This window comes from Rathayibacter sp. AC182 (assembly GCF_979253875.1).
In genome coordinates this window covers 163,925-179,703 of the sequence record NZ_CEEDEK010000003.1, presented here as the reverse complement: position 1 = coordinate 179,703, position 15,779 = coordinate 163,925, and the positions used below count along the sequence as shown (strand labels likewise).

Genomic DNA, 15,779 nt, shown 5'->3' with positions numbered 1-15,779 from the left:
ATTAGACCGGCTCCAGCCTACCTTCCCCCCGGCGGCCGGAGTGCACGGGACACCGCTCTTGACCTCCGGGCCCGACGGTGCGACGGACGACGAACGGCGCCCGACGAGCCGCAGATGCAAGCCGTCGGACGCCGTCCGGAGGAGCGGGAGCGGCGTGTCGCCGCTCGGGCGTCAGTGGAAGCTGTCGCCGCAGGCGCAGCTGCCGCCCGCGTTGGGGTTGTCGATGGTGAAGCCCTGCTTCTGGATGGTGTCCTCGAAGTCGATGGAGGCGCCATCGAGGTAGGGGACGCTCATCTTGTCGACGACGAGGCCGACTCCCTCGAACTCGACCGCCGCGTCGCCCTCGAGGGTGCGCTCGTCGAAGTAGAGCTGGTAGATGAGGCCGGAGCAGCCGCCGGGCTGCACGGCGACGCGCAGGCGCAGGTCGTCGCGACCCTCCTGCTCGAGGAGGCTCTTCACCTTGGCGGCGGCGACGGGGGTCATCCGGGACGCCGTGCGCCGCGGTCGTCTGGTCGACGGTCAGTGTCGTGTCGGACATGTCACTCCTCGAGAGGTCGGTGCGTGATGGACGGCGTGATGCCATGTCGATTCTACGGGGGCAACCGCTAGGTGCGGCCGGGTATTCCGGATCCACCCGCGGTCAGTCCCGGTGGGCGGCGGCGCGCAGGAGGAAGAGCGCCTCCGTCTGAGCCGCGCGCTTGAAGACGCCGAGGTGCAGCGACTCGTTCGGACTGTGCGCGCGGGAGTCCGGTCCTCGACGCCGGTCACCAGGATCTGGGCGGCGGGGAACTCGCGCACGAGGTCGGCGATGAAGGGGATGCTGCCTCCCGCGCTGGTCTCGGAGCGCCGCACGGCCCCACGCGTCGGCCATCGCCTCCTTGACCAGGCCCACCGCCCAGCCCGAGGTGTCGACGAGGAAGGGCTCCCCGTGTCGACGTCCTCGATGGCGAGGTGCGCACCGAACGGGGCGTGGGCGCGCAGGTGCCGCTCGAGGCGCCGTGAAGCCCTCCGGCGCCTCCTGTCCGGGCGCGATCCTGGCGCTGATCTTCACGCGCACCGACGGGCTCAGGGTGTTCGACGCGTCGACGACGCTCGGCGCGTCGATGCCGGTCACGGTGATCGACGGCTTCGACCAGATCCGCGAGAGGAAGGGTCCGCAGCCGATCGGCGAGACGCCGTCGAGCAGGCCCGCATCGCGCCGGAGCTCGTCCTCGCTGATCTCGGGGACGGCGCCGTCGTGCTCAGCGCAGCCCCTCGACGGCGACGGAGCCGTCCTCGTTCCAGAGCGTGGACAGCAGGCGCACCGTCGCGAGCATCGCGTCCGGGACGGCGCCGCCGAGCATCCCGGAGTGCGAGGCGTGCTCGAGGGTGTGCTCACGGTGAGCGTGAGAGTGACGTTCCCGCGGAGGCCGACGGTCAGCGACGGAGTGTCGACGTCCCAGTTGTCGCTGTCGGCGACCACGATCACGTCCGCGCGCAGGGCGTCGTGGTGCTCGCGGAGGAACGTCGGGAACGAGCGGGAGCCGAACTCCTCCTCGCCCTCGATGAAGAGCACGAGGCCGAGGTCGTGGCCGTCGCCCGCCACCTCGCGCAGCGCGCGCACGGCGGCGAGGTGCGACACCACTCGGCCTTGTCGTCGGCGGCACCGCGCCCGTAGAGCCGGTCGCCGCGGACGGTCGGCTCGAAGGGCGGCGTCTGCCACGCCGACTCCGCGCCCTGGGGCTGCACGTCGTGGTGCGCGTAGAGGAGGACGGTCGGAGCGCCGTTGCGGGCGGCGCGCGTCGCGAGCACCGCCGGCTGCCCGAGGACGCCGGAGTCGCCGATGGTGGAGCGGCGGATGGAGACGTCCTCGAAGGCGCCGGTCTCCCGGGCGAGCTCGGCGATCGCCTCGGCGCTCGCGGCCACCCGCGTCGCGTCGAAGCCGTCCCACGAGACGGAGGGGATGCGCACCAGGCGGCCGAGCTCGGCGAGCGAGCGGGGCAGGTCGTCGCGGACCGCGGCCAGGACCGCATCCTCGGCTGCTGGGAGAGTGGACGTCGGAGTCGGAGCGTCGTGAGCCATGCGGGTAATCTTAAGAGACCCTCGATTCCAAGGACGTTCACCGTGGCCAAGCACCCGATCGCAACCGACACGCCAGACGACGCCGACTCCGCGCCGGCGACCGGCAAGGGCGGCCGACGCCCACCCGGCGCGAGCGGGAGCTCGCCAACCAGCGGCCGCTCGTGACGACCGACCGCAAGCAGGCCGCGCGCGACGCCCGCGAGGCCGCCGTGGCCCGCGAGCAGGCCCGCATCGGACTTGCCGCGGGAGACCAGCGCTACCTCCCGCTGCGCGACGAGGGTCCGCAGCGCAAGTTCGTCCGCGACTACGTGGACGCGCGCTACAGCCTCGGCGAGTTCCTCATCCCCGTGATGGTCGTGGTGCTGCTGCTCAGCTTCTTCCCGCAGCCCGAGCTTCAGTACGTGACCCTGATCGTGCTCTGGGCTTTCTTCGTCGTGGCGGTCATCGACTGCCTCCTGCTGGGCCTGCGCCTGCGCAGAAGCTGGGCGAGCGCTTCGGCACCGACAAGGTCGAGAAGGGCATCCGCTGGTACGCCGCGATGCGCGCCCTCCGGCTGCGCGTCGTGCGCCTCCCCAAGCCCCAGGTGAAGCGCGGGGCGTTCCCGGTGAGCGCGTAGCGCGGTCCTGTGCTCGATCGCTCGGCCTCCGGCCTCGTCGCGGTCGGCTGAGTAGGAAGTCGCGTCTGATGGAGCGACCTGCGTCCGACCAGGTCGATCCGCTGACACACGGATCGACCGTTCGTCGCTTCGCGCGGCCGGTCGGCCCGCCGACGCTCGGGACGTCCCTCGCGTCGGCGATCTCCGCAGATCAAAACGGCGTCCTACGCCCCTCAGGCATCTCCTTGCCGGAACAGGTTCGCCGAGCTACCGCCCGCGGCTCGGGTGCTCCAGGGCGCGTCCCGGAGAGCGTCCCGCTGCGGAGCAAGGCGAGCGCCTCTCACCCCGCGACGACCCGCCGGGTCGAGCACACGCCCAGCCGGAACGCTGCGGAGCCGCCGCCGCAGGTCCGGTGCTCGGCCTCCCGGCCCGGTGATGCCCTCGAGGCGAACCGTTGATTCGCGTGCGAGCGGATCGTCGCAGCCGAACGCGAGCACACCCCGCAATCGCGGCTCAGGACCGATTGATCGCCCGGGCCCAGAGGGGGCCCTCGTAGATGAAGGCCGTGTAGCCCTGGACCAGCGTGGCGCCGGCGGCGAGGCGTCCCGCACGTCGGCTGCGGTTTCGACGCCGCCGACCGAGATGACGCAGAACGATTCGGGGACGACTCCTCGGATCACTCGGAGGACGGCGAGCGAGCGCGCGGCCAGTGGCGCGCCCGACAGGCCGCCCGCACCGGCGGCGTCGACGACGGAGGCGGTCGTCTCGAGGCCGTCCCGCGAAAGCGTCGTGTTCGTGGCGATGAGGCCGTCGAGCCCGAGGCGCACGGCCAGCTCCGCGACGCGGACGACCTCGTCATCGGACAGGTCCGGGGCGATCTTCACGAGCAGCGGAGTCGCGTCGGCCGCGTCCTTCACCGCGGCGAGCAGGGGTTCGAGCTTGTCGATCTCCTGCAGGCCGCGGAGCCCAGGGTGTTGGGCGAGCTGACGTTGACGACCAGGTAGTCGGCCAGCGGCGCGAGCATCCGCGCACTGACCAGGTAGTCCTCGACGGCGTCGTCGACGCTGACCACGCGGCTCTTGCCGATGTTGACGCCGATGACGGGGCGTCCGCCACGCCTCGGAGGCGGGCGAGCCGACCGGCGGCCGCGCGCCGCTGTTGTTGAAGCCCATACGGTTGATCAGCGCGCGATCCGCGACCTTGAGGCGGAACAGGCGCGGCCGGTCGTTGCCCGGCTGCGGACGCGCGGTCAGCGTGCCGACCTCGACGTGCCCGAATCCGAGGGCTCCGAGCCCGAGGACGGCGGTCGCGTCCTCGTCGAAGCCTGCGGCCACCTCGAACGGGGTGGCGAACCGCAGTCCGAGCGTCTCGACCGAGCGGTCCTCGCTTCGGCAGCGTGAAGCGCCGGACGACGGGGGCGACGATCCCCAGCGCCCGGATGACCGGGAAGGCGAGGTGGTGCGCGCGCTCGGGGTCGAGGCGGCGCAGGACGGTCCTGAACAGGACCGGGTAGATCGCGGGCATCAGAGCCGCCTCCCTGCACGGCCTCGGTGCGCTCGGCACGCAGGAGGGTGATGGCCGATTCGAAGTCGTCGAGCGAGTCGAACGCCTGGTAGACGCTCGCGAAGCGGAGGTAGGCCACCTCGTCGAGCTCGCGCAGCAGCGCCAGGATAGCAGAGGCCGATGTCGTTCGCGTCGATCTGCGACGCTCCCGTCGAGCGGGATGCTCTCCTCCACGCGCTGAGCGAGCACCGCGAGGTCGGAGTCCGTCACGGGGCGGCCCTGGCAGGCCTTGCGCACTCCGCTGACGATCTTCTGCGGCTGAACGGCTCCACGACTCCGCTGCGCTTGATCACGACGAGGCTGGCGGTCTCGGTCGTCGAGAGCGGCGGCCACAGGAAGCGCAGCGCCGGCGGCGCCGAGATCGAGAGGCCGTCGTCGCTGGTGCGGGAGTCGATCACCCGGGAGTCGGGGTGCCGGCAGAACGGGCAGAACATCGGGAGGTGCCTCTCGGTCAGGCGAAGCGCGCGTCGACGGCGTCGCCGTGCGCGGAGAGCGCCTCGGCGTCGCTGAGCGCGCGGATGTGCGGGGCGACGCGCTCGGAGAGCGGCGCGGTCGTAGCTGATGAGCTGCTGCGGGCGCAGGAACGTGTAGGCGCCGAGCCCGGAGGAGAAGCGCGCCTGACCCAGGGTCGGCAGCACGTGGTTCGACCCGGCCAGGTAGTCGCCGAGGCTGACCGGCGAGGTCGGCCCGAGGAAGATCGCGCCCGCGTCGCGGATGCGGACGGCGGTGGCGGCGGGGTCGGCGGTGTGCAGCTCGAGGTGCTCGGGGCCGTAGGCGTCGCTGAAGGCGCAGGCGGTCTCGAGGTCGTCGACGATCACGAGGGCCGATTGAGGCCCGTCGAGGGCGATCGCCACGCGCGCGGAGTGCGTGGTCGACGCCGACTGCCGCTCGATCTCCGCGCCGACCGCGCGGGCCAGCTCGGCGTCGTCGGTGACCAGGACGGCCGAGGCGGCCTCGTCGTGCTCGGCCTGGCTGACCAGGTCGGCGGCGATCAGGCGGGGATCCGCCGTGGAGTCGGCGATGACGAGGATCTCCGTCGGACCGGCCTCGGAGTCGATCCCGACCTGTCCGAGCACCTGCCGCTTCGCGGTCGTGACCCAGATGTTGCCGGGGCCGGTGATCATGCCCACCGGCTCGAGGCCGATCGACTCGACGCCGTAGGCCAGGGCGGCGACCGCGCCCGCGCCTCCTGCGGCGTACACCTCGTCGATGCCCAGCAGGCCCGCGGCCGCGAGGATCGTCGGGTGGACCGCTCCGCCGAACGCCTTCTGCGGCGGAGAGCGATAGCGATGGACTCGACGCCCGCGATCTGCGCGGGCACGGCGTTCATGACGACGCTCGACGGGTACACCGCCTTGCCGCCGGGGACGCAGAGGCCTGCGCGGGCGATCGGGTCCAGCGCTGGACGACGGTCGCCCCGTCGTCGAGGACGGTGGTGCGCTCGGGCGGGATCTGCGCCGCGCTCGCCCGGCGCACGCGCGAGATCGCCTCGTCGAGGGCGGGGCGGATCGCGGGATCGAGGTCGCGGACGGCGGCCGCGATCTGCTCTGCCGGCACGCGCAGGTGCGGTGGACGGACTCCGTCGAGGCGCTCGGACTGGTCGAGGAGCGCCTCAGCGCCGCGCGGGACGTCGGCTATCAGATCGGCGACGACCGGACCGACGTCGGCGGAGGTGCCCGGGTTGCGCGGCACGAGGGCGAGCAGCTCGGCGGCGGAGGGACGACGGCCGCGGAGGTCGAGAGTCTGGATCATGGCCGCCCCAGTCTACCGGCCGCCCTCCCCGCCACTCCCGGCGCCGCCGGCGTGCGGGAGCGCTCCGAGGACCGCGGCCCGCCGCCCGGGACGTCAAACGCAGCACCTCGGCCAGGAGCGGAACTCGATCGCCATCGCGGCCGACGTGCGTCGCCGGCCGATGTCCCGTCGATTGTGGTTCGCTCCGAGCCTGCTCCGCCATCTGGCGGGCTACACCGGATCCGCTCCGCGGGTGCAGGGGTCTCGATAGCGCCGCTCCGCGGCTACTCGACCAGCAGAGAGCCGCCACTACCCCGAAGGGAGCCGCTGTCTCCACCCCAGGGTCGGTGAGGAACCCGCGCCGCCGCAGGCGCGCCTCCTCCTGGCGCCCTCTCCGAGGCGAACCGCCGATCCGCGTCCCAGCGGATCGCCGTAGCCGAACGCACCCCGCTCCCCGGACCGCACCCCGTCGCGAAGCCGACCGCGCGAAGCCGGGCGAGGACCGGCTTCGTATTCAATACAAGCAGTTCGGCCCGAGCAGCGACTTGAGCTCGCCGAAGAGGTCGGGCGTGATCCGCACCGGGAACGGCACCTCGAACACCGCGCCGTGTCGCCCTTGATCAGCTTCAGTCGCACCTCGGTCGCCCCGGGTGGCGGATGAGCACGTCGCTGAGCTGCGAGACCGTGTCCGTCGTCGCCCGGGCCTCGGGCATCGAGACGGTCAGGGGTCCGGAGTCGCCGTCCTGGCTCATCTCGGGGGCGAAGAGGCTGAACGCGTGCAGGTTCTGCCGTCGTCGCGCATGCTCACCCGTCCCCGCACGACCACGATGGAGTCGTTGGTGAGGGCGGGCGCGAACTCCTGGTACGCCTTGCCCATGAACATGCAGGTGATCTCGCCGCCGAAGTCCTCGACCTGGATCATGCCGTACTGGTTGCCCGAGGTCTTCGCCATGCGGTGCTGGACGCTGGTGACCAAACCGGCCACGACGACGGTCTCGCCGTCGCCGATCGTCTCCGAGACGAGGAGGTCGGCGATCGTGGTGCTGTAGTGCTTCGCGAGCTCCGTCTCGAGGCCGGCGAGCGGGTGGTCAGAGACGTAGAGGCCGAGCATGTCGCGCTCGAAGGCGAGCTTGTCGCGCTTGGCCCACTCGGGCCGCTCCGGCACCTGGATCGCGGCCTGCAGGCCTCGTCCCAGAGGCTGTCGAAGTCGAAGCCGACCTGGCCGTTCGCCTCGTTCCGCTTCTCCCCCACTGCGGCCTCGACGGCGTCCTCGTGGATCTCGACGAGCGCACGACGGGTGGACCCGAGCGAGTCGAACGCGCCGGCCTTGATCAGCGACTCGATGGTGCGCTTGTTGGTCGCCTGCATCGGCACCTTGCGGAGGAAGTCGTGGAAGGTCTCGAACCGGCCCTCCTCCCGGGCCGCGCGGATGCCCTCGACCACGTTCGTGCCGACGTTGCGGACGGCGCCGAGCCCGGATCGGATGTCCGTCCCGACGGCGGTGAAGAAGCCGATCGACTCGTTGACGTCCGGCGGGAGCACCTTGATGCCCATCCGCCGGCACTCGTTCAGGTAGGCGGCCATCTTGTCCTTGGAGTCGCCGACGCTCGTGAGCAGCGCCGCCATGTACTCCGCGGGGTAGTGCGCCTTGAGGTAGGCCGTCCAGTACGAGACCACCCCGTACGCCGCCGAGTGCGCTTGTTGAAGGCGTAGTCCGAGAACGGCAGCAGGATGTCCCACAGCGTCTTGACGGCCTCCATCGAGTAGCCGTTGGCGATCATCCCGCCCGAGAAGCCCTCGAACTGCTTGTCCAGCTCGGACTTCTTCTTCTTGCCCATCGCGCGTCGGAGCAGGTCCGCCTGAGCGAGCGTGAAGCCGGCGAGCTTCTGCGCGATCGACATCACCTGCTCCTGGTACACGATCAGTCCGTACGTGCCGCCGAGCACCTCGGCCAGCGGCTCCTCCAGCTCGGGGTGGATCGGCGTGATCGGCTGCACGCCGTTCTTGCGCAGCGCGTAGTTCGTGTGGGAGTCCGCGCCCATCGGGCCCGGCCGGTACAGGGCGAGGACGGCCGAGATGTCCTCGAAGTTGTCGGGCTTCATCAGGCGCAGGAGCCCGCGCATCGGCCCGCCGTCGAGCTGGAACACGCCGAGGGTGTCGCCCCGGGCGAGCAGTTCGTGCGCCGCCGGGTCGTCGAGCTCCGGGTCCTCGAGCACGAGGTCCTGCCCGCGGTTGGCGCGGATGTTGTCGAGCGCGTCGTCGATGATCGTGAGGTTGCGCAGCCCCAGGAAGTCCATCTTGATCAGGCCGAGCGACTCGCACGCGGGGTAGTCGAACTGCGTGACGATCTGGCCGTCCTGCTCCCGCTTCATGATCGGGATGATGTCGAGCAGCGGGTCGCTCGACATGATGACGCCGGCCGCGTGCACGCCCCACTGGCGCTTCAGGTTCTCGAGCCCGAGCGCCGTCTCGAAGACGAGCTTCGCCTGCAGGTCCTCGGCGATGACGTTCCGGACGTCGAGCGCCTCCTTGTGCTCGGGCGTGCTCGGGTCGTTGATCCCGCTGAGCGGGATGTCCTTGCCCATGATCGCCGGCGGCATCGCCTTGGTCAGCTTCTCGCCCATCCCGAAGGGGAAGCCGAGGACGCGGGAGGCGTCCTTCAGGGCCTGCTTGGCCTTGATCGTGCCGTAGGTGACGATCTGCGCCACGCGCTCGTCGCCGTACTTCTCGGTGACGTACCGGATGACCTCGCCGCGTCGACGGTCGTCGAAGTCGACGTCGAAGTCGGGCATGGAGACGCGGTCCGGGTCTGCAACCGCTCGAAGATGAGGCCGTGGCGCAGCGGATCGAGGTCGGTGATCTTCATGCGTCACGCGGCCATCGAGACCCGCGCCGGATCCACGGCCGGGGCCCACGCGGATCCCGTTGCGCTTGGACCAGTTGATGAAGTCGGCGACGACGAGGAAGTAGCCCGGGAAGCCCATCTGCAGGATGACCTGCGTCTCGTAGTCGGCCACGCGCGCGCACCTCGTCCGAGATCCCGTCGGGGTAGCGCTCGCGCAGCCCTGCCTCGACCTCTTCACGAACCAGGTGTCCTCGGTCTCGCCCTCCGGCACCGGGAAGCGCGGCATGTAGTTCGCGCTGGTGTCGCAACTGCACGTCGCAGCGCTCGGCGATCAGGAGGGTGTTGTCGCACGCCTCCGCGGTGGTCGCGGAAGACCTGGCGCATCTCGCGCGGCGACTTGAGGTAGAACTCGTCGGCGTCGAACTTGAAGCGCTTGGGGTCGTCCAGCGTCGTGCCCGACTGCACGCAGAGCAGCGCCGCGTGCGAGGTCGCGTCGTGCGCGTGGGTGTAGTGCAGGTCGTTCGTGGCGACGAGGGGCAGGTCGAGGTCCTTCGCGAGCCTGATCACGTCGCCGATGACGCGGCGCTCGATGTCGAGACCGTGGTCCATGATCTCGGCGAAGAAGTTCTCCTTGCCGAAGATGTCGCGGTAGTCGGCGGCCGCCTGGCGGGCTTCCTTGTACTGCCCCAGCCGCAGGCGCGTCTGCACCTCGCCGCTCGGGCAGCCGGTCGTGCCGATGAGGCCCTCGGAGTACTGCGAGAGGATCTCGCGGTCCATGCGCGGCTTGAAGTAGTAGCCCTCGATCGACGCCCTCGACGACAGCCGGAACAGGTTGTGCATGCCCGTGGTCGTCGAGCTGAGGAGCGTCATGTGCGTGTAGGCACCCGAGCCGGACACGTCGTCGCCGCCGCCGTCGCCCCAGCGGATCCGGGTCTTGTCCGAGCGGTGCGTGCCCGGCGTCAGGTACGCCTCCGTGCCGATGATCGGCTTGATCCCCGCGGCCGTCGCCGTGCGCCAGAAGTCGAAGGCACCGAACACGTTGCCGTGGTCGGTGACGGCGATCGCGGGCATCCCTCCTCGACGGCGGCGTCGATGAGCGGTTTCACCCGCGCGGCACCGTCGAGCATCGAGTACTCGCTGTGCACGTGGAGGTGGACGAAGGAATCGTTACTCGGCAAGGATGCGCCTCCGACGGACTGCGAGCGAGGGGACCGGGGACCCGGGGAGGGTCGTGAACGACCGCGGTGGAAAAGTCTAACCGCGCGAGCGCGGCAGGACGGCGGGGAGCGACGGATCGCTCCCTCCGCTCACTCGCCGCGCAGCACCGCGAGCGCGTGGGCGAGGTCGTCCGGGTAGGACGCCCTCGAACTCGACCCACTCCCCCGTGCCCGGATGGGCGAAGCCGAGGCGCACCGCGTCGAGCCACTGCCGGGTGAGACCCAGCCGAGCCGACAGCGTCGGATCGGCGCCGTACATCGCGTCGCCGACGCAGGGGTGGCGCTGAGCGGCCATGTGCACCCGGATCTGGTGGGTGCGACCGGTCTCGAGATGGATCTCGAGCAGGGAGGCGAATGGGAAGGCCTCGATGGTCTCGTAGTGGGTCACGGAGGGCTTGCCGTCGGACCGGACCGCGAACTTCCAGTCCGACGAGGGATGACGCCCCAGGGGGCGTCGATCGTGCCGGCCAGCGGATCCGGGTGGCCCTGCACGACCGCGTGGTACACCTTCTCGACCGTGCGGTCGTGGAAGGCGCGCTTGAGGTGCGTGTACGCCCGCTCGGACTTCGCGACCACCATGAGACCGCTGGTGCCGGCATCGAGGCGGTGCACGATGCCCGCGCGCTCGGCGGCTCCGGAGGTGGAGACCGTGAAGCCCGCTGCGGCGAGGGCGCCGAGCACCGTGGGCCCCTCCCAGCCGACGGCGGGATGCGCGGCCACTCCGACCGGCTTGTCGATGACGACGATGTCGTCGTCGTCGTGGACGATGCCGAGGTCGGGCACGGCGATCGGGACGATGCGCGGCTCCTCACGGGGAGACCACTCGACCGTGAGCCAGGAGCCGGCGACGACGCGGTCGCTCTTGTCGAGCACGCGGCCGTCGGCGCTCACTCCCCGGCCTCGGCGACGTCGGCCGCGAAGGTGCGGGAGAAGCCGAGGAGCTTGGCGACGGCCGCGTCCGTGCGCAGGCCGTCGAGCCCGTCGGGGACGGGCAGCGAGCGGGACTGCACCATCAGGCGCCGGTCCGCGGCTCGGAGTCGTGCACGGCGGGCTCCGCGGCCTCGGCGTTCGCCGCCGCCTCGCTCGCCTTCGTCGTGCGCGTGCCGTCGACGTTCACCCCGCGCAGGCTCAGGACGACGAAGATCGCCATCGCCGAGCAGATCGCGATGTCGGCGATGTTGTAGATCGCCGGCAGGAGCCACGGCGTGCACAGGAAGTCGACGACGTGCCCGAGGCCGAAGGACGGTTCGCGGAACAGCCGGTCGAACAGGTTGCCCAGCGTCCCGCCGAGCAGGAGGCCGAAGAACAGGGCCCACGCGGAGGAGCGGATGCGGCGGGCGAACCAGATGACGGCGACGACCACGCATGCCGCGATGATCGAGAAGATCCAGGTCGAGCCGCTGGCCAGCGAGAACGCGGCGCCGGGGTTCTTGACGTAGTGGAGGATCAGCACGTCTCCGAGGACGCGGACGTCCTCGCCGAGGGTGAGGTTCGTCGTGACCAGGTGCTTCGCGATCTGATCGATCGCGAACACCGCGAGCGCAACGAGGCCGAGGGTGACGAGCACCCTCGGCCTGACGTTCGCTGCGGTGGTGCTACGCCCCAAAGCCGGGGAACGAGGGACGACTCCGCCGAGACCGGCTGGACGTCGAGCTCGCGGAGCTGACCCTCGATGTAGCTCTTCAGCTTCTGGCGGTACTCGCGCTCGAAGGTGCGGAGCTCGTCGATGCGGTGCTCCACGGTCGCGCGCTCCTCGTCGAGCTTCGCGAGCTGCTGGCGCTGCTTCGCCTCGGCCTCGGCGACGAGGCGCGCGGCGGTGGCGCGGCCCTCGGCCGCGAGGGCGTGCGCGCTTCTCGGCGCCTTCGCGGACGTGCTCCTCGTGGAGGCGGCGCGCGAGCTGCAGCAGACCGCTGGAGCTCTCGGCCTCGTCGACCGGGGCCGACTGGGAGGCGGCGGGAGCAGCGACCGGCGCGGGAGCCGGGTGGGCTCGGGCTCCGGCTCGGGAGCGGGCGTCTCGTCGGACGACAGTGAGCCGGAGCGGCCTCACGGAGGCCACATGCGCGGAGCGTCGGGAACCGCCGGAGGCGAGGCTCTGGCGCAGCTCCTCGTTCTCCTGGTTCAGGCGACGCAGCTCCACGACGACCTCGTCGAGGAAGTCGTCGACCTCGTCCTGGTCGTAGCCCTCGCGGAACTTGGTCGGCTGGAACTGCATATGTGACAACATCTTCGGGAGTGAGCGCCATGGCTTTCCACCTTCGATTTCAAGTAGGTACACGTTTATCAACGTTCGACTAAAGCCAGCAACCGTGAACGCGGCGCAGTGCGAGCACCGCGGAGAACGTCCGGTCGCCGCCAACGATACAGGGACCAGCGCTGATCCAGGCACCGCCCAGGATGCTGCAGAAGGCGGATCCGCCGCAGGGGCGGATCCGCCGAGGGCGTCAGGCGGCTCCGAGCCAGGTCGCGATGTACATGCCGACGATGACGCAGAGCATGGTGAGGCTCCAGCCGAAGTCGAGCGCGATGGGGCCGATCGACACGGGCTTGATGAGCCTGCGGAAGAACGCGATCGGCGGGTCGGTGACCGTGTAGACGGTCTCCGCGGCGACGAGACCGGCTCCGCGGGGGCGCCAGTCTCGTCGGATGACCCGGACCAGGTCGAGCACGAACCTCGCCCACATGGCGAAGAAGTACAGGAGCAGGACGAAGTAGAGGACGCTCCCGAGGAGCGAGAGGACGGAGTTCACCGCGGGCCAGGGCTCCCTGGGTCAGGACTTCGCGAAGAACGACGCGTCGGCGTCGCTCTCGGCGGAGGCCGAATCGCCGGCGACCGTGATGTGCGACGGCGGAGAGCAGGAAGACCTTGCTCGTCACGCGCTCGATCCGGCCGTACAAGCCCTGGGAGAGGCCGCTCGCGAAGTCGATGAGGCGGCGGGCGTCCGCGTCGCTCATCTGCGAGAGGTTGATGATCACGGGGATGCCGTCGCGGAAGTTCTCCGCGATGACCTGCGCGTCGCGGTACTGCTTCGGGTGGACGGTGAGGATCTCGTTCATCTCGGCGTGGGCCGTCGCCTTCGGGGTCTGGGGGTGGGCTTGCAGGAGCGGGGTGACCGTCGCGCGGGGCTGCTGCGGGGTCGGCTCGACCGGGACCGGCTGACCGGGGAGACCGGGCGCGGTGGGCCGTGGTCGGAGCCGCCTCGACGGTGTCGGCACGCTCGTACTCGACCTCTTCATCGGCGAGTCCGAGGTAGACCATCGTCTTCTTCAGCGGGTTGGCCATCTGTGTCCTCCGTGTCGTGTCTGCTCCCACTAGTGGGTCACGACGAGATTACGTGCGGGCGGGGCGATTGCCGGTGATTGCCGATCCGATTCGCAGGTGTGTCGCGCCCTCCGCGATCGCCTCCGCGAAGTCGTTCGACATGCCCGCCGACACCGCGGTGGCGGAGGGCTCGACGGCGCGCACGCGCTCGGACAGGCCGCGCAGCCGAGCGAACGCGGGGCGTGGGTCCTCGCCGAGCGGAGCGACCGCCATCACGCCCCGCAGGACGAGGTGCGGGGCCGCGGAGAGCGCCTCGGCGAGCGGCTCGACGTCGTCCGGTGCCGCTCCTCCGCGCTCGTGATCGTCGGTCAGGTTGACCTGGAGGAAGACGTCGAGCGGGTCCTCTCCCGCATCCAGCAGCGGGACCAGCGCGAGCCGGTCGACGGAGTGGACCGATGAGGCGTGGCGGCGAGCCTGCCGGGCCTTCTTGCCCTGCAGCTGCCCGAGGAAGTGCCAGCGCGCGGGAGTGCCGGCGAGGCTCGGCCGCCTTCTCCTGCGCCTCCTGGTGCCGGTTCTCGCCGAAGTCGACGACGCCCAGCTCGAGGAGGTCGCGGATAAGCCGCACCGGGTGGAACTTCGTGACCACGATGGTCGTGATCTCACCGGGATCGCGACCGGCCGAGCGGGCCGCGTCGACGACCCGCTCGGACACCGAGGACCAGCGCTCGGCCAGCTCGGGATCGGACACGGCGACTACTTGAGGAAGTCGGGGATGTCCAGGTCGCTGTCGTCGTCGTCGAACGACGGGTCGGCGACCGGGGCGGGGGCGGCGACGGGGTGCTCGACCAGATCGACCCGGCGGCGGGAGCGGCGGCGGCGACCGGAGCGGGCTCCGAGGACGACTCGGCCGGCGCGCTCTGCTGGGCGCGGGGCTGGGCGATGGCCGCGGGGCCTGGCCGCCGGGCTCCCCGCCGTCGAAGCCGGCCGCGATGACCGTGACGCGCACCTCGTCGCCGAGGGTGTCGTCGATGACGGCGCCGAAGATGATGTTCGCCTCGGCGTGCACCGCCTCCTGGACCAGACGGGCCGCGTCGTTGATCTCGAAGATGCCGAGGTTGAGCCGCCCTGGATCGAGAGCAGCACGCCGTGCGCGCCGTCGATGCTGGCCTCGAGCAGCGGGGACGCCACGGCGAGCTCCGCCGCCTTGATGGCGCGGTCCGCACCGCGCAGCGGACCTCGATGCCCAGCTGAGCGCGGATCCCGCGCCCTGCATGACCGACTTGACGTCGGCGAAGTCGAGGTTGATCAGACCCGGGGTGGTGATGAGGTCGGTGATGCCCTGGACACCCGCGAGAGGACCTGGTCGGCGGTCGCGAACGCCTCGAGCATCGAGATGCCGCGGTCGCTGATCTCGAGGAGGCGGTCGTTGGGGACGACGATGAGCGTGTCGACCTCGTTCTCGAGCGTCGCGACCCGCCTCGGCCTGCGTCTGGCGGCGACGGCCCTCGAAGCCGAAGGGCTTCGTCACGACGCCGATGGTCAGGGCTCCGATCGACTTGGCGATGCGCGCCACGACGGGAGCGCCGCCGGTGCCGGTTCCGCCGCCCTCGCCCGCGGTGACGAAGACCATGTCGGCGCCCGCGAGCACCTCCTCGATCTCCTCCGCGTGGTCCTCGGCGGCACGACGGCCGACCTCTCGGGGTCGGCGCCCGCACCGAGCCCGCCGGGTGAGCTCGCGGCCCACGTCGAGCTTGACGTCGGCGTCGCTGAGCAGCAGGGCCTGCGCATCCGTGTTGATGGCGATGAACTCGACTCCGCGAGGCCGAGCTCGATCATGCGGTTCACGGCGTTGACGCCGCCGCCGCCGATGCCGACGACCTTGATCACGGCGAGGTAGTTCTGGTTTGAAGTCACGTGTCCGGCCTCCGGGCTGAACCTTGAACCCGTGGTTGAGGCTTAAAGTTATGCTGAGTATGCATTTGGGGTTGTGGTTCGACGGTAGGGAGTCCGCTCCCGCCTCGCGACGGACACGCCCGCATTCGGCAAACCGCCCGGCGGATCGGTGCGAGGGCGCATCAGCGCTGGGCGACGACCGCCGCGGCGGGCGACGAGACGTCGTAGGAGGTCACGGTCGCCGGGTCGGTCGCGGCCATCAGCTTCTCGAGGACCACAGCCTTGAGAGCCGAGCGGTCCGGGCCTCCCACATCACGACGGCGCCGTTGGAGAGGGTCAGGGTCACGTCGTCGCCCGTCGTGGCCGTCGCCACGGTCACCTGCCCGTCGAGGCCTTGCGGGGAGCGTGAGCAGCGCGCGGGCGAGGGAGTGGAACGCCGAGCCGGTCGCGCCTCCGGACGGCGTGGTCAGCGCGGGGTACCCGGCCTGCGCCGCGTCGGCGGTCTCGATCACGACGCCCGCCGAGTCGACGAGGATCGAAGCGGGTCCCGTTCTGCAGGACGCCGACGGGGGTGCGCTCGACGATCGACACGGCGAGGGTGCTCGGGGGCCGCGT

The 15,779-nt window shown here is 70.9% G+C and carries 10 protein-coding genes and 11 pseudogenes; 1 reads left to right on the top strand and 20 read right to left on the bottom strand.

Annotated elements, in window-relative coordinates; translation table 11 throughout:
- Window positions 1-171: 171 nt before the first annotated feature.
- From AC0CII_RS03825 to AC0CII_RS03815, 3 genes are all read right to left on the bottom strand, one after another.
- On the bottom strand, window positions 172-483 hold the full coding sequence (locus tag AC0CII_RS03825; RefSeq protein ID WP_465228715.1) for a HesB/IscA family protein: 312 nt from the start codon (window positions 481-483) through the stop codon (window positions 172-174).
- A gap of 157 nt (window positions 484-640) precedes the next feature.
- Window positions 641-1,555 (bottom strand): hypothetical protein, encoded by a 915-nt coding sequence (locus AC0CII_RS03820; protein WP_465229031.1) that lies wholly within the window; start codon window positions 1,553-1,555, stop codon window positions 641-643.
- A complete protein-coding gene (locus AC0CII_RS03815; RefSeq protein WP_465228714.1) occupies window positions 1,465-2,061 on the bottom strand; it encodes a M20/M25/M40 family metallo-hydrolase in 597 nt (198 codons plus the stop codon). Before AC0CII_RS03815 ends, AC0CII_RS03820 begins: the two co-directional genes overlap by 91 nt.
- A gap of 161 nt (window positions 2,062-2,222) precedes the next feature.
- On the opposite strand from AC0CII_RS03815, the pseudogene AC0CII_RS03810 reads away from it, so the two are divergent.
- Window positions 2,223-2,677, top strand: a pseudogene (locus tag AC0CII_RS03810) (DUF3043 domain-containing protein).
- 492 nt (window positions 2,678-3,169) lie between these two features.
- Here the strand turns inward: AC0CII_RS03810 and AC0CII_RS03805 are convergent.
- The 17 genes and pseudogenes from AC0CII_RS03805 to AC0CII_RS03725 form a co-directional block, all read right to left on the bottom strand.
- Window positions 3,170-4,171, bottom strand: a pseudogene (locus AC0CII_RS03805) (quinone-dependent dihydroorotate dehydrogenase).
- Between the two features lie 46 nt (window positions 4,172-4,217).
- Window positions 4,218-4,653 (bottom strand): annotated as a pseudogene (nrdR, locus tag AC0CII_RS03800) (transcriptional regulator NrdR); the annotation flags it as partial.
- A 17-nt stretch (window positions 4,654-4,670) separates the two neighbouring features.
- Window positions 4,671-5,971: pseudogene (hisD, locus tag AC0CII_RS03795) on the bottom strand (histidinol dehydrogenase).
- 605 nt (window positions 5,972-6,576) lie between these two features.
- Window positions 6,577-6,702: a hypothetical protein gene (locus AC0CII_RS03790; RefSeq protein ID WP_465228713.1), complete on the bottom strand. Its 126-nt coding sequence runs from the start codon at window positions 6,700-6,702 to the stop codon at window positions 6,577-6,579.
- The gene (locus AC0CII_RS03785; protein ID WP_465228712.1) at window positions 6,699-6,902 is read right to left on the bottom strand and encodes an OB-fold nucleic acid binding domain-containing protein; all 204 of its coding nucleotides are present in this window, start codon (window positions 6,900-6,902) and stop codon (window positions 6,699-6,701) included. Before AC0CII_RS03785 ends, AC0CII_RS03790 begins: the two co-directional genes overlap by 4 nt.
- Window positions 6,869-7,627 (bottom strand): helix-hairpin-helix domain-containing protein, encoded by a 759-nt coding sequence (locus AC0CII_RS03780; RefSeq protein WP_465228711.1) that lies wholly within the window; start codon window positions 7,625-7,627, stop codon window positions 6,869-6,871. Before AC0CII_RS03780 ends, AC0CII_RS03785 begins: the two co-directional genes overlap by 34 nt.
- A complete protein-coding gene (gene dnaE / locus AC0CII_RS03775; protein ID WP_465228710.1) occupies window positions 7,519-9,081 on the bottom strand; it encodes a DNA polymerase III subunit alpha in 1,563 nt (520 codons plus the stop codon). The genes AC0CII_RS03780 and dnaE overlap by 109 nt, the downstream gene beginning before the upstream one ends.
- Window positions 9,030-9,922 (bottom strand): annotated as a pseudogene (locus AC0CII_RS03770) (PHP domain-containing protein). The gene dnaE and the pseudogene AC0CII_RS03770 overlap by 52 nt, the downstream one beginning before the upstream one ends.
- A 180-nt stretch (window positions 9,923-10,102) precedes the next feature.
- Window positions 10,103-11,022: pseudogene (locus tag AC0CII_RS03765) on the bottom strand (RluA family pseudouridine synthase).
- 2 nt (window positions 11,023-11,024) lie between these two features.
- Window positions 11,025-11,516: pseudogene (gene lspA, locus AC0CII_RS03760) on the bottom strand (signal peptidase II); the annotation flags it as partial.
- Window positions 11,459-12,255, bottom strand: a pseudogene (locus AC0CII_RS03755) (DivIVA domain-containing protein). The pseudogenes lspA and AC0CII_RS03755, both read right to left, overlap by 58 nt.
- 198 nt (window positions 12,256-12,453) lie before the next feature.
- Entirely contained in the window at window positions 12,454-12,759 is a 306-nt protein-coding gene (locus AC0CII_RS03750) for a YggT family protein (RefSeq protein ID WP_465228709.1), read from the bottom strand.
- Between the two features lie 21 nt (window positions 12,760-12,780).
- A pseudogene (locus AC0CII_RS03745) lies at window positions 12,781-13,292 on the bottom strand (cell division protein SepF).
- A gap of 48 nt (window positions 13,293-13,340) precedes the next feature.
- On the bottom strand, window positions 13,341-13,934 hold the full coding sequence (locus AC0CII_RS03740; protein WP_465228708.1) for a YggS family pyridoxal phosphate enzyme: 594 nt from the start codon (window positions 13,932-13,934) through the stop codon (window positions 13,341-13,343).
- A gap of 370 nt (window positions 13,935-14,304) precedes the next feature.
- Window positions 14,305-14,459 (bottom strand): annotated as a pseudogene (locus tag AC0CII_RS03735) (cell division protein FtsZ); the annotation flags it as partial.
- Between the two features lie 343 nt (window positions 14,460-14,802).
- Window positions 14,803-15,045: pseudogene (locus AC0CII_RS03730) on the bottom strand (cell division protein FtsZ); the annotation flags it as partial.
- Between the two features lie 301 nt (window positions 15,046-15,346).
- On the bottom strand, window positions 15,347-15,676 hold the full coding sequence (locus tag AC0CII_RS03725; RefSeq protein ID WP_465228707.1) for a hypothetical protein: 330 nt from the start codon (window positions 15,674-15,676) through the stop codon (window positions 15,347-15,349).
- Window positions 15,677-15,779: the final 103 nt, after the last annotated feature.